Source organism: Roseovarius sp. MBR-79, assembly GCF_053628555.1.
Genome location: NZ_JBRJGP010000001.1, coordinates 134,916 through 148,485, shown reverse-complemented (window position 1 = coordinate 148,485; position 13,570 = coordinate 134,916). Strand labels below are relative to the sequence as shown.

General features: G+C 65.8%; 10 protein-coding genes. 2 read left to right on the top strand and 8 right to left on the bottom strand.

Going from position 1 to position 13,570, the window contains the following annotated elements:
* Positions 1-16: 16 nt before the first annotated feature.
* Positions 17-1,555, top strand: coding sequence for a Na/Pi cotransporter family protein (locus tag ACSSV8_RS00720; protein WP_454281185.1), 1,539 nt, complete (start codon positions 17-19; stop codon positions 1,553-1,555).
* Positions 1,556-1,612: 57 nt separating this feature from the next.
* On the opposite strand, the gene ACSSV8_RS00715 is transcribed toward ACSSV8_RS00720, so the two are convergent.
* The 7 genes from ACSSV8_RS00715 to ACSSV8_RS00685 form a co-directional block, all read right to left on the bottom strand.
* Positions 1,613-3,184 (bottom strand): GMC family oxidoreductase, encoded by a 1,572-nt coding sequence (locus ACSSV8_RS00715; RefSeq protein ID WP_454281184.1) that lies wholly within the window; start codon positions 3,182-3,184, stop codon positions 1,613-1,615.
* Positions 3,185-3,211: 27 nt separating this feature from the next.
* On the bottom strand, positions 3,212-3,736 hold the full coding sequence (locus ACSSV8_RS00710) for a Twin-arginine translocation pathway signal (RefSeq protein WP_454281183.1): 525 nt from the start codon (positions 3,734-3,736) through the stop codon (positions 3,212-3,214).
* 52 nt (positions 3,737-3,788) lie between these two features.
* A complete protein-coding gene (locus ACSSV8_RS00705; RefSeq protein WP_454281182.1) occupies positions 3,789-4,184 on the bottom strand; it encodes a VOC family protein in 396 nt (131 codons plus the stop codon).
* Between the two features lie 90 nt (positions 4,185-4,274).
* Entirely contained in the window at positions 4,275-4,568 is a 294-nt protein-coding gene (locus tag ACSSV8_RS00700) for a ribbon-helix-helix domain-containing protein (protein ID WP_354538952.1), read from the bottom strand.
* A gap of 128 nt (positions 4,569-4,696) precedes the next feature.
* A complete protein-coding gene (locus ACSSV8_RS00695; protein ID WP_454281181.1) occupies positions 4,697-5,497 on the bottom strand; it encodes a phosphodiesterase in 801 nt (266 codons plus the stop codon).
* A gap of 252 nt (positions 5,498-5,749) precedes the next feature.
* On the bottom strand, positions 5,750-9,190 hold the full coding sequence (pyc, locus tag ACSSV8_RS00690) for a pyruvate carboxylase (RefSeq protein ID WP_454281180.1): 3,441 nt from the start codon (positions 9,188-9,190) through the stop codon (positions 5,750-5,752).
* Positions 9,191-9,283: 93 nt separating this feature from the next.
* A complete protein-coding gene (locus ACSSV8_RS00685) occupies positions 9,284-10,417 on the bottom strand; it encodes an alpha-hydroxy acid oxidase (protein ID WP_454281179.1) in 1,134 nt (377 codons plus the stop codon).
* Between the two features lie 108 nt (positions 10,418-10,525).
* Between ACSSV8_RS00685 and ACSSV8_RS00680 the strand changes: the two genes are divergently transcribed.
* On the top strand, positions 10,526-12,859 hold the full coding sequence (locus tag ACSSV8_RS00680) for an ATP-dependent helicase (protein WP_354538956.1): 2,334 nt from the start codon (positions 10,526-10,528) through the stop codon (positions 12,857-12,859).
* Between the two features lie 45 nt (positions 12,860-12,904).
* Here the strand turns inward: ACSSV8_RS00680 and ACSSV8_RS00675 are convergent, their stop codons facing one another.
* Positions 12,905-13,531: a ribonuclease T2 gene (locus ACSSV8_RS00675; RefSeq protein ID WP_354538957.1), complete on the bottom strand. Its 627-nt coding sequence runs from the start codon at positions 13,529-13,531 to the stop codon at positions 12,905-12,907.
* Positions 13,532-13,570: the final 39 nt, after the last annotated feature.

Sequence of the window (13,570 nt, the reverse complement as noted above, 5' to 3'; positions counted from 1 at the left end):
TCGGGGGGCGGCGACGATGACGGGCGATATTCTGACCGGGCTTGGCGGGGTCGGGCTGTTTCTTCTGGGCATGGAGATCATGACCGGCGCGCTGCGTGAAGTTGCGGGGCGCGGATTTCGGCAAGCATTGGCCACGCTCACCGCCTCGCCCCTGCGGGGGGTGGCCACGGGGGCGGTGGCGACGGCTGTGATCCAGTCCTCCTCCGCCGTTTCGCTCATCACCATCGGCGCGGTCGGCGCGGGGCTTCTGGGCTTCGTGCAATCGCTTGGCGTGCTTTACGGGGCCAATATCGGCACCACCGTGACCGGCTGGATCGTCATGGTGCTGGGGTTGAAGCTCAAGCTGGGCACATTGGCGCTACCGGTGCTTTTTGTCGCCGCCATGCTGATCCTGCTGGGCCGCGGGCGGGTGGCGCGGGCGGGGCGGGGTCTGGCCGGGTTTTGTCTGCTGTTCATCGGGCTGGACATGATGCAGGCGGCCACGGGCGGGCTTGGCGCGTGGCTCACCCCCGAGGTGCTGCCCGCAGACGGCGCAGACGGCTGGGGCGGGCGGCTTCTGCTCATTCTGATGGGCGCGGGGATCGTGGCGCTGATCCAGTCCTCCTCGGCGGCGATGGCGCTGGTTCTGGTGCTTCTGGGCGCGGGTGCGCTTGGCTTCGCGCAGGCGGCGGCGCTGGTCATCGGCTTCAACATGGGCACCACGGCGACGGGCCTTTTGGCCTCGCTTGGCGGCGGGCGGGCGATGCGGATGACGGCGCTGGCCAATCTGCTCTTCAATCTGGGCACGGCGGCGCTGGCGTTTCCGCTGCTCGATCTGGTTGCGCCGCTGCTGCATGGCACATGGCTGGGTGGGGATGACCAGACGGCTCTGGTGCTGTTTCATACCGGGTTCAACCTGCTCGGCGCGGCGGTCTTCCTGCCGCTGACCCCGCGCTTTGCCGCGCTGGTTGCGCGGCTGGTCCCGGAACGCGCCGTGCCGCTGGCCGAGGGGCTGGACCGGCGGCTTCTGGCCGATGAGGGGGCGGCACTCGATGCCGCGCAGGCAGTGGCCGACCGGCTGCGCCGCGCGCTCTTTGTCGCGCTCGCCCGTGCGATCGGACCCGAGGGCGATCTGCGCGCGCTCGCCTCGGTCGCGGTGCAGGGGGGCGCGGCGGTGGCCGCGCTCGGGGCGTTCCTTGCACAGGTGCGCATCGCGCCCGACCGCGCCGACGAGGCCGCGCGCTATGCCGCGCTCCTCCATCAGATCGACCATTTTCAGCGGCTTCTGGACCGCTGCGGGCAGCGCGACCGTATCGCCACGCTGCGGCAGGAGGCGCGGCTTGGGCGTGATGTGGCGGCCCTTGCCGCCGCGCTTGACCGGGACCGGATGCGCGAGCCGCTGGCGCGGCTGATTGAGCGGCGCGGGCGGCGCTACCGGCGGGGCGTGCTCTTGCGCGAACATGCGGGGCTTGTGCCCGTGGCAGAGGTATTCGCGCGCACCGATGCCTTGCGCTGGCTGGTGAGGGTGGCGCATCACGCCGCGCGGCTGTGCCGTCATGCGCAGGAAGCGCGGTAGACATTCCCCCGGCGGTCTCGGGGAGAGGAAGCCGCCGGGGGAAACGCAGGCCTCTTGTCAGAGGGTGCCGCGTGAGAGTTCACCGGCGATGTGATCCGCCTGCCGGATGGCAAGCGCCACGATCGTCAGGGTCGGGTTCTCCGCCGCCCCGGTGGTGAATTGCGAGCCGTCCGAGACGAAGAGGTTGGGAATGTCATGGGTCTGGCCCCATTTGTTCACCACCCCGTCGCGCGGGTTTTCGGACATGCGGTTGGTGCCGAGGTTGTGCGTCGACGGGTAGGGCGGCGTCGGCAGGGTGCGCGTGGCCCCCACCGCATCATAGATCGCCGCGCCGCGCGCATAGGCGTGGTTGCGCATCGCGATGTCGTTGGGGTGATCGTCGAAATGCACATTCGCCACCGGCAGGCCGTATTGATCCTTGACCGCATGGTTGAGGGTGACGCGGTTGGTTTCCTGCGGCATGTCCTCGCCCACGATCCACATGCCGGCCATGTTCTCGTAGGAATCGAGCGCGGTGGTGAATTCGCGCCCCCATCCGCCCGGATCAAGAAACGCCGCCATGAAGGGCAGGCCAAGCGCCAAGGTTTCCAATTCATAACCGCCGACGAAGCCGCGCGAGGGATCGTGCCGCGCCTCGTCCTGGATGATCCCGGCCATCGTGGTGCCGCGCCACATCTTCACCGGCTTGTCGAACACGCCGTAAACCGAGCCGGTCATGTGCCGCATGTAGTTGCGCCCGACCTGACCCGAGGAATTGGCAAGCCCGTCAGGAAACATGGAAGAGGCGGAGTTGAGCAGCAGACGGGGCGATTCGAAACTGTTGCCTGCCACGCAGACCGCGCGCGCCTTCTGCATCTGAAGGTTCCCCGCCGCGTCGAAATACTCGACGCCGGTCACGCGGCCCTGATCATCATGCAGGATGCGGGCGACATGCGCCTTCGAGCGCACTTCCAGATTGCCCGTGGCCTCGCCTTGCGGGATGTCGGTATAGGCCGCCGACCATTTCGCGCCCCATTTGCAGCCTTGGAAACAGAAACCCGTCTGCTGGCACGCCATGCGTCCGTCATAGTCCTGACTGTTGATCGCCATGCGGCCGGTGTGGACTTCCTTGTAGCCAAGCGCCTTTGCGCCCGCCTCGAACACCTTGTAATTGTTGTTCCCCGGCAGGCCCGGAATCCCGTTGGTGCGGGTCACGCCCAGCTTCTTCTCGGCCTTGTCATACCACGGGGCCATTTCCGCCCCGTCAATCGGCCAGTCCAGAAGGTTCGCGCCCTGCACCGGGCCGTAGGTCGTCGCGGCCTTCCACTCATGCTCCTGAAAGCGGATCGACGCGCCCGCCCAATGGGTCGTGGTGCCGCCCACGGCCTTGACGATCCAGGCTGGCAGGCCGGAAAAATCGCGCGCCACGCGCCAGTCGCCCGACGTGGTGCGCGGGTCCAGCCAGGCCAGTTGGCCAAAGCTTTCCCATTCGTCGTTGATGTAATCCTCGGGCAGGTAGCGCCCGCCCGCTTCCAGCGCCACCACGGACACGCCGCGTTGCGCCAGTTCGTTGGACAGCACGCCGCCGCCCGCGCCGGTGCCGATGACGACGATCACCGTGTCGTCGTTATGGTCAAAAGGTGCAGCCATAGTCGTTCCTCCCTTGATGGCTATGGCTCAGAGCCAGGTGATGTCGTCGAAGCCGCGGTCGATATAGCCGCCCTGGCTGTAGGACTCGCCCTCATAGCCAAAGAGCGGCCAGACCGCCTTTTGGTTGTAAAGGCCGGTCACAAGGCCACCGCGGATCTGCTGAAAGAAGGCGCTTTCCTCGATGCCGCGCAGGATATCGACGCGGTCACGCTCCCACCCGATGCTGAGGTAATCGGCATGGCCGCGGCCTTGCGCCGCCGCGTCCAGCCCCGCGATGCCCGCCTCGATGGCGGGGGCGGCTTCGGGCGTGTCATAGCCCTTGACGGCGATCACGTAATATTCATCCGCCACATGGTCATGCGGGTAGATGTCGCGCGCCATCTGGATGAGCGTCGCCATGGTTTCGGGGCGCAGCGCCCGCGTCTCGAGCGCCCAGGCCCCGTTTGCCCCGGCGACGAAACCCGCGCCCACCACAAGCGATGCCCCCGCCGCCATAGAGCGCGCGAGCAAGGCGCGCCGTGTCATGCCCTTGCGGGCGCTTGTCTGCGTCATGTTTTCTCCTCCCAAAGAAAACGGCGCGACCCATGGGGCCGCGCCGGACTGTTCACTGGTAGCGCCCTCCGCGCTCCAGCACCTCGATTTCGTAGCCATCGGGATCGGCCACGAAGAAGAATTTGGCGATCACCTCGCCATCGGGGGCGAAGGACACGATCTTGCGCGGGGCAAGCCCCTCGGCGGCAAGGCGCGCGTGCTCGGCCTCCAGATCCTCGACCACGAAGGCGATATGGCCATAGCCGTCGCCCAGGTCATAAGGCTCGGTCCGGCCCTTGTTGACGGTCAGTTCCAGCTCGAACGCGGCTTGCGGATTGGACAGGTAGAGCAGCGTGAATTTCTCGAAATCGAGCCGCTGCGCCACCTCAAGACCAAAGGCGCGCCGGTAGAAATCGACCGAACGCCCCTCGTCGAGAACGCGAATCATGCTGTGAATGGCTTTGGCCATGCCTGCCCCCGGATGTTGCAACTGGTTCGGAGAGTTTACCAATGCGCGGGACAGGGCGGGTAGTAAGGGGTTACTACGCCCGGAAAAGGCTCACTCCGCCGCCATCTGCCGCGTCTCCGCGTCAAGCGGGTTCTCCAGATGCACAAGGCAGGAGCAGCGCAGAAGCGAGGTGAAATTGGCTGGCTCGCCATGCAGTTCGAGAACTTCGGCATGCAGTTTCGACACGAAGGCAGGGGTACTCAGCCCCTCGCTCGCGGCGATGTCATCGAGAATCCCCCAGAAGGATTTTTCCAGCCGGATGCTCGTGCTCTGGCCATTCAGGCGCATCCGGCGGGTCTCTTGCGTATAGCGGTCCGGGTCCTGCCCGGCGAATATGCGGCACATGGTCTGTCCTCCCTTGTCCGGCACGGCGGGCGCTCCGGACCTCAGCAAAGTTCAATCATGGGGCATTTTCCCCAAAGGTCAAAGCCCGAGTGCCCGGTGATGGAAAACCGGCCTCGACGGGTGCGGCCCTAGCCGTAGGTGGCGGGCCGGGCGTCGGGCAGGCCGAAATCCTCGGTATGCACGACCACGCCCGCGTCGGTCAGCAGCAGAAGGCCATAGGCGCCCGGCTCGTCGATGGACAGGCTCGGGTCGTGATCACCAAGCGTCATGGGCATCTGGTGGCAGGGGCTCTTGAGGATCGCTACGGGAATGCCACCCGCCGACCCCTGGATCGTGCGGTGGATATGCCCCGAGACGACCTGCGCCACCCGTCCCGACGCCCGCAGGCGGTCAATCAGGGCGGCGCGGTTCCTGAGCCCGATCCGGTCCATGCCCCTGAAGCCGGTCTCGATCGGCGGGTGATGGGTAAAGACGATCACGCGCCGGTCGCCCGCGCTGGCAAGCGCCGCATCAAGCCACGCCATCCGCACCGCACAGAGCCAGCCGGAATGAAGGTCAGGCGCGTCCTCGTCCAGCGTATCGAGGCAGACGAGGCGATGCGCGCCGATATCGACATGGTGCTGGACATGGCCGGTCTCCATCCGCGCCGCCTCGGGAAAGGCGGCAAGGAAGGGCGCGCGCCGGTCGTGATTGCCCAGCATCAGCGAGACGGGCAGGGGGCAGGCCGCAAGCGCGGTGCAGAGCCGCGCGTATTCCTCCGGGGCCGCCCCATGGGTGAGGTCGCCGCACAGCACGACCCGCTCCGCGTCGCGGTGCCGGTCAAGGGCATGCGCCAGCCCGAGGGTGAAGCGCGCGAACGGATCGAGACCGATGATGGTCTCGCCCTCGGGCACAAGGTGGATGTCGGTGAAGACGATGATCTTTTGCATGGGCCGGTCCGCGACAAGGAAACACGCCCGCACCATTGCCGAATTGACAGGCTTGCAAAAGCGGTTTCACCAAGGGGCTGTCATCCTCGGGCGTGACCCGTCAGTGTCAGCGAGTGGGGTGGATACCTTGGTGTCTGCTCCGGGGATGACCGGACTTTTTGCAAAGGCGTCACCCGTCGGTCCTGTCGTCATCCCCGGGCTTGTCCCGAGGATCTCTTGCGGTCGGAGACCCTCGGGTCAGGCCGTGAGCGGTTATTCCAGTTCCACCAGAAGATCCTTGGCGTCGATCTGGTTGCCGGGCTGGACATGCACCGCCTTGACGGTGGCGTCGCGTTCGGCGTGCAGGCCGGTTTCCATCTTCATCGCCTCGATGGTCACAAGCAGATCGCCGGTCTTGACCGCTTGCCCCGCCTTGACCGCGACCGTGGCCACGGCACCCGGCATCGGCGCGCCGATATGGCTCGGGTTGCCCGGCTCGGCCTTGGGCCGGGCGGCGACGGTGCTCTTGATCCGGCGGTCGGGCACGCGCACGGTGCGGGGCTGGCCGTTCAGTTCGAAGAACACCCGCGCCTCGCCATCCTCTTGCGTCTCGCCCACGGCGATCAGGCGGATTTCCAGCGTCTTGCCGGGGTCGATTTCGGCGGTGATCTCCTCGCCCGGTGCCATCCCGTAAAAGAAGGTCCGCGTGGGCAGGGTGCGCACGGGGCCGTTGACCGCGTGCCGCTCCATGTAATCGGCAAAGACCTTGGGATACATGAGGCTGCCCATCAGGTCCTCGTTGTCGATCTTCTCGCCGAACCGTTCGACCAGTTCGGCGTGGCGCGCCTCCAGATCCTCGGGCGGCAGAAGCGTGCCGGGGCGCACGGTGATGGGTTCCTCGCCCTTGAGCACCTTCTTGACGATGGCGGGGGGAAATCCGCCGGGGGCCTGACCGACATAGCCCTTCATCAGCGTCACCACGCTGTCGGGGAAACTGACCTCGGTCCTGGGGTCGAGCACGTCCTCGCAGGTCAGGCCCTGGCTGACCATCATCAGCGCCAGATCGCCCACGGTCTTGGCAATCGGCGTGACCTTGATCACGTCGCCGAACATCCGGTTCACATCGGCATAGGTGCGCGCGATGTCGTGCCAGCGGTCCTCCATTCCCATCGAGCGCGCCTGCGCCTTGAGGTTGGTGAACTGCCCGCCGGGCATCTCGTGCAGATAGACTTCAGAGGTGGGCGACTGCATCCCGCTTTCGAAGGCGGCGTAGTGGTTGCGCACTGATTCCCAGTAGTTCGAGATTTGCCGGATCGCGTCGATATCGAGGCCCGTGTCGCGCGGCGTGTGGCGCAGCGCCTCGACAATCGTGCCAAGCGTCGCCTGGCTTGTGTTGCCCGAGAGCGCGTCCATCGCGCAATCGACCGCATCCACGCCCGCATCCGAGGCGGCAAGGATCGTCGCCCCGGCAATGCCCGCCGTGTCATGGGTATGGAAATGCAGCGGCAGGCCCACCTCCTCCTTGAGCGCGCGGAAGAGCACGCTGGCGGTCGCGGGTTTCATCAACCCGCCCATATCCTTGATGCAGAGGATATGCGTGCCCGCCGCCTTCAGTTCCCTGGCCATGGAGAGGTAATATTTGAGGTCATACTTGGACCGCGCCGGATTCAGAATATCACCGGTGTAGCAGATCGCGGCCTCCAGCACCTTGCCCGAGGCGAGCACCGCATCCATCGACACGCGCATGTTCTCGGCCCAGTTCAGCGGATCGAAGACGCGGAAGATATCGACGCCGCTCTCGGCCGCCTGTTTGACGAAGGCCGTGACCACATTGTCGGGATAGTTGGTATAGCCCACCCCGTTGGAGCCGCGCAGCAGCATCTGCGTCAGCAGGTTGGGCATGGCCGCGCGGATGTCACGCAGGCGTTGCCATGGGCATTCGTCAAGGAACCGGTAGGCCACGTCAAAGGTCGCCCCGCCCCAGCATTCCACCGAGAAAAGGCCGGGCAGGTCATGGGCGTAATTGGGTGCGATGCCGATCATGTCGATCGAGCGCATCCGCGTGGCCAACAGCGACTGATGGCTGTCGCGCATCGTGGTGTCGGTGATCAAAAGCTGGTTCTGCGCCGCCATCCAGTCCGCCACGGCCTGCGCGCCGTCGCGTTCGAGGATCTGTTTCGGGCCGTCGGTGATGGTGGCATTGGCCGGACGCGGCGCGCGCGGCAGCTTTAGATCTGCGGGCGGGCGCGCGCGCCCCTCGACCTCGGGATGACCGTTTACCGTGATGTCGGCGATGTAGGTCAGCACCCGCGTGCCCCGGTCGCGCCGCTTGGTGAAGATGAAAAGTTCCGGCGTCGTGTCGATGAACTTTGTCGTGTACTGGTTGCTGAGGAAGGTCGGATGCTTGAGCAGGTTCTCGACGAAGGCGATATTCGTGCTCACGCCCCGGATGCGGAACTCGCGCAGGGCGCGGTCCATCCGGGCAATCGCGGCCTCGGGCGTGGGGGCCTTGGCCGTGACCTTGGTCAACAGGCTGTCATAGTAGCGCGTGATCACGCCGCCCGCGTAAGCGGTGCCGCCATCGAGCCGGATGCCCATGCCGGTGGCGCTGCGATAGGCGGTGATCCGGCCGTAATCGGGGATGAAATTGTTGAGCGGGTCCTCGGTGGTAATCCGGGTCTGCAGGGCGTGACCGTTCAGCGTGATGTCGTATTGGCTGGCCTTGCCGGTGGCCTCCATCAGCGTCTTGCCCTCGGCGATCTTGATCTGCGCCTGCACGATGTCGATGCCGGTGACCTCCTCGGTCACGGTATGCTCGACCTGCACGCGGGGGTTGACCTCGATGAAGTAGAACTTGCCGGTGTCCATATCCATCAGGAACTCGACCGTGCCCGCGCATTCGTAATTCACATGTTTGCAGATGCGATAGCCAAGCTGGCAGATTTCCTCGCGCTGCGCCTCCGAAAGATAGGGGGCGGGCGCGCGCTCCACGACCTTCTGGTTTCGGCGCTGCACCGAGCAATCCCGCTCAAAGAGATGATACATGTTGCCGTGCTTGTCGCCAAGGATCTGCACCTCGACATGCCGCGCGCGCAGGATCATCTTTTCCAGATAGCCCTCGCCATTGCCGAAGGCGGCCTCGGCCTCGCGGCGGCCCTCGCGGACCTTGTCCTCAAGCTCGCTTTCGGTCTCGATGGGGCGCATCCCGCGCCCGCCGCCGCCCCAGCTGGCCTTGAGCATGAGCGGATAGCCGACCTCGGCGGCCTCGCGCCGGATCTCGTCCATGTCATCGCCCAGCACCTCGGTGGCCGGAATGACCGGCACGCCCGCCTCGACGGCCACGCGTCGCGCGCTGGCCTTGTCGCCAAGCGCGCGCATGGTCTCGGCCTTGGGGCCGATGAAGGTGATGCCCGCCGCGTCGCAGGCATCGACAAAGGCGGGGTTCTCGGACAGAAGGCCATAGCCGGGATGGATCGCATCCGCCCCCGAGAGCTTTGCCACCCGGATCATTTCCTCGATCGAGAGATAGGCCGCGACCGGCCCCAGCCCCTCGCCGATGCGGTAAGCCTCGTCCGCCTTGAACCGGTGCAGCCCGAGCTTGTCCTCCTCGGCAAAGACCGCAACGGTCTTCTTGCCCATTTCGTTGGCCGCGCGCATCACGCGAATGGCAATCTCGCCACGGTTGGCAATCAGGATTTTCTGAAATTCGGCCATGGGCGGCTCTCCCCGGATGGTCAATGTGCTGCGCTGCGGCGCTGCCGTCTTGTAAGATTTGTGAAAGGTTTGTGCAATCGGCCTTTGGACGGTTCAGGGCAGGAGGCGGGCGCGCACGTCAAGAAGCCGCGCTGTGCCCAATTGCCCCATATTGGCCTTGAGATCCTCGGTGAGGATCTCCACCAGATGCGCAGGCCCCGCCGCCCCGAGCGCACCCAGCGCGTAATGCCAGCCGCGCCCCATCATAACGAAATCCGCGCCAAGGGCTATGGCACGCAGGATATCGAGCCCTCCCTCGAACCCGCCGTCGATGATCACCGGCAGGCGCGTCGCCGCGCGAATACCGGGCAACGCCTCGATGGTGGCAGGGGCGGCGTCGAACTGGCGGCCCGCGTGATTCGAGATCCAGATCGCGTCAACGCCCTCCTTTTCCAGCGCCGTTGCATCCTCGGCCCGGCTGACGCCCTTGACTACCAGCGGTCCCTGCCAATGCTCGCGCAGCCAGCGCAGATAGCTCCAGTCCGGCGAGGTCCGCAGCAGATAGCCCGCGTGCTTGGTCGAGGGCAGGCCCTTCACCGCGCCTGCGTAATCGTCGATGAGCCGCATCCGGGGCAGGCCCTTTCCGGCCATGCCCATGGCCCAGACAGGGCGCATCGCCACCTGCGCCAAGAGGCGCGGCGTCAGCTTCGGTGGCGTGGTCAGGCCGGAGCGCACCTGCCGCTCTCGGCGGCTCGCCACCGGCACATCCACGGTCAGCACCAGCACCGAAAATCCCGCTTCGCGCGCACGCTTCAGCATATCGGCGCGGATGCCCTCGTCGCGCGGCGGATACATCTGGAACCAGCCGCGCCCGTCGAGATGCGGCCCGACGTCCTCGGGGCGCACCGTCGCCACGGTCGACAGCGTATAGGGCAGCCCCGCCCGTGTCGCCGCGCGCGCCAGATGGTGCTCTGCCTCGGGCCAGATCAGCCCCGACATCCCCACCGGCGCGATCCCCACCGGCAAGGGGTGGCTCTGCCCGAAAAGCGTCACCGACAGGTCCGGCGCGATATCGCCATGCAGGATCGACGGGCTGAGCAACACCCGGTCGAGCATCGCGCGGTTGCGTGCCTTGGTCGCCTCCACCCCGGTGCCGCTGTCGAGATAGTCCCAGACGAAACGCGGGATACGGGCGCGCGCGCGGTCGCGCAGATCAGACAGGGCGGGGTATCTTGCATGCAGGGTCATGCCCCATTTGCGCGGGTTTTCAGCGGCTTGTCCAGAGGTGGAAAAGCCCGGAACATTAACCGAACACCGGGCTTTATCTCGGGGATTGCCCGCGCTATTGTCGCGCGCATGAGCAGTTTTGACGACAGTGACGCTTTCGAGGGTGCCAGCCTTGCCGCCCGCGCCATGGCCGCGCGGCCCGCGCCCTATCTCGACGAGTTGAACCCCGAACAGCGCCGCGCTGCGGAAACGCTCGATGGCCCGGTGCTGATGCTCGCGGGCGCGGGCACGGGCAAGACCAAGGCGCTGACCACGCGCATCGTGCATCTTTTGAACACGGGGCGCGCGCACCCCAATGAAATCCTTGCCGTGACCTTCACCAACAAGGCCGCCCGCGAGATGAAAACCCGTGTTGGTCGCCTGATGGGCGAGCGGGTGGAGGGGATGCCGTGGCTTGGCACCTTCCATTCGATCTGCGTCAAGCTCTTGCGTCGTCACGCCGAACTGCTTGATCTCAAATCGAATTTCACCATCCTCGACACCGACGATCAGCTGCGCCTGCTCAAACAACTGGTGCAGGCCGCCAACATAGATGACAAACGCTGGCCCGCGCGGATGCTCGCGGGGATCATCGACCAGTGGAAGAACCGCGCCTGGACGCCCGACAACCTGCCCGCCAGCGAGGCCAGCGCCTATGACGGCAAGGGTCCCGCGCTCTACCGGCTCTACCAGGTGCGCCTGCGCGAGCTGAACGCCGTCGATTTCGGCGATCTGCTCTTGCATGTGGTGACGATATTTCAGACCCACCCGGATATTCTGGCGCAATATCAGCGCTGGTTCAAATACATCCTCGTGGACGAATATCAGGACACCAACGTCGCGCAATATCTCTGGCTGCGCCTGCTTGCGGGGGGACACAAGAATATCTGCTGCGTGGGCGATGACGATCAGTCGATCTATGGCTGGCGCGGGGCCGAGGTGGGCAATATCCTGCGCTTCGAGACGGATTTTCCGGGTGCGGCGGTGATCCGGCTGGAACAGAATTACCGCTCCACCCCGCATATCCTGGCCGCAGCAAGCAGCGTGATCGCGGGCAATCGCGACCGGCTGGGCAAGACGCTCTGGACCGAGTCCGAGACAGGCGAAAAGGTCCGCCTGATCGGCCATTGGGACGGCGAGGAAGAGGCGCGCTGGATCGGCGAGGAGATCGATTCGATGAGCCGCGGCACGCGGGGGATGCGGGCCTTCGGCCTCGATCAGATGGCGATTCTCGTGCGTGCCAGCCACCAGATGCGCGCCTTCGAGGACCGCTTCCTGACCATCGGCCTGCCCTACCGCGTGATCGGCGGCCCGCGCTTTTACGAGCGGTTGGAGATCCGCGACGCCATGGCCTATTTCCGCCTCGTGACGTCCCCCGCCGACGATCTGGCATTTGAGCGGATCGTGAACACACCCAAGCGGGGTCTGGGCGACAAGGCGGTGCAGAAAATCCAGGTGATTTCGCGGCAGCACGGCGTGCCGCTGGTGACGGGCGCGCGGCTGCTGCTGGATCAGAAGGGGCTTGGCGGCAAGGGGGCCTTGGCCCTGGCGCGGCTTCTGGATGGCCTCGCCCGCTGGGGCCGGATGGTGGACGATCCCGCGATCACCCATCTGGAACTCGCGGAGATCATCCTCGACGAATCGGGCTACACGGGCATGTGGCAGAACGACAAGACGCCCGAGGCACCGGGGCGGCTGGAAAACCTCAAGGAACTGGTGAAGGCGCTGGAAGGGTTCGAGAACCTGCAAGGCTTTCTCGAACATGTCAGCCTGATCATGGAAAACGAAAGCGAGGAGGGCGGCGAGAAGATCACCCTTATGACGCTCCACGCCGCCAAGGGGCTGGAATTTCCCGCCGTGTTCCTGCCGGGCTGGGAGGACGGGCTTTTCCCCTCGCAACGCTCGATGGATGAAAGCGGGCAGAAGGGGCTGGAGGAGGAGCGCCGCCTCGCCTATGTCGGCATCACCCGCGCCGAGGAGGTTTGCACCATCTCCTTTGCCGGCAACCGGCGGGTCTATGGCCAGTGGCAATCGCAAATGCCCTCGCGCTTTATCGACGAGTTGCCCCCCGATCACGTCGAGGTGCTGACGCCGCCGGGTCTTTATGGCGGTCCCGTCGGGGCCGCAAGCGGCATCGAGACCCGCGCCGCCGAGGCCAATGTCTACAACTCGCCGGGCTGGCGCAGGTTGCAATCGCGCAGCGGCGCGCGGCCCATGGGCCAGCCGGTCGAGGTCCGCTCCCCGGTGATCGACGCGCAGGCGCTGAGCTCGCACAGCGTGGGCGAGCGGGTCTTTCACCAGAAATTCGGCTATGGCGAGATCACCGGCATCGAGGGCGACAAGCTCGAGATCGCCTTTGACAAGGCAGGTGTGAAAAAGGTCGTCGCACGCTTCATCACCGGCGCGGACGAGGTGCCGTTCTGATTGGTAAAGGCCGATTTTATTGAGTATTTTCAGAACGATGAAAGCTCAGCGCAGGGGGTCGAACAGCGCGTCCTCCAGTCGGCAGTCGCGGATCACGTCGCGTCCGCAGGGCACCGGGTCGAGTGTTTTTGACAGGCACAAACGCGCCTCCTCGATCCGCCCCGCGCGGCAGGTGATGGTCAGCATATCCGCGGTCCAGCCGGGATTGGCCTTGAGAAAGGCCGCCTCCACGACCTGCGCGGAAAGCCTGACCGGGCGATCAAGCTTGCGGAACACCTCGGGGCGGTTGACGCTCTCATAGGCGCGGCGCGCGAGGGCGAAATACTCCGGCGCGGGCAGGCCCGAACAGGTGCCGTGCTTTTTCCATTGGTGCCAGGCCAGCCCCTGAGAACCCATGATATCGGCCATCGAGGCGGTGAGCGCGCGTGGCGGCGGGCGGTGCGGACTCTGGCAGAAATCGGGCCAGCCGCGCGTGTATTGCGGCCAGAGCCCGTGCAGCACCCAGCCATGCGCGCGGTCGCATTGCGGGGCATCCCGCGCATCGCCCTCGAGCGCGCACCATGTGGGCGACCAGCTCAGGCTGAGGACGTAGTAATCGAACGCGCCCGCGCGCTCGGCCCGGAGCGGGGCGGCAAGCAGCAGGGCCAGAAGGATCAGCAGGTAAGGGCGCATCTCGGGGCTTTCCTTTTTGTCGCGGCTTGCGTATATGAC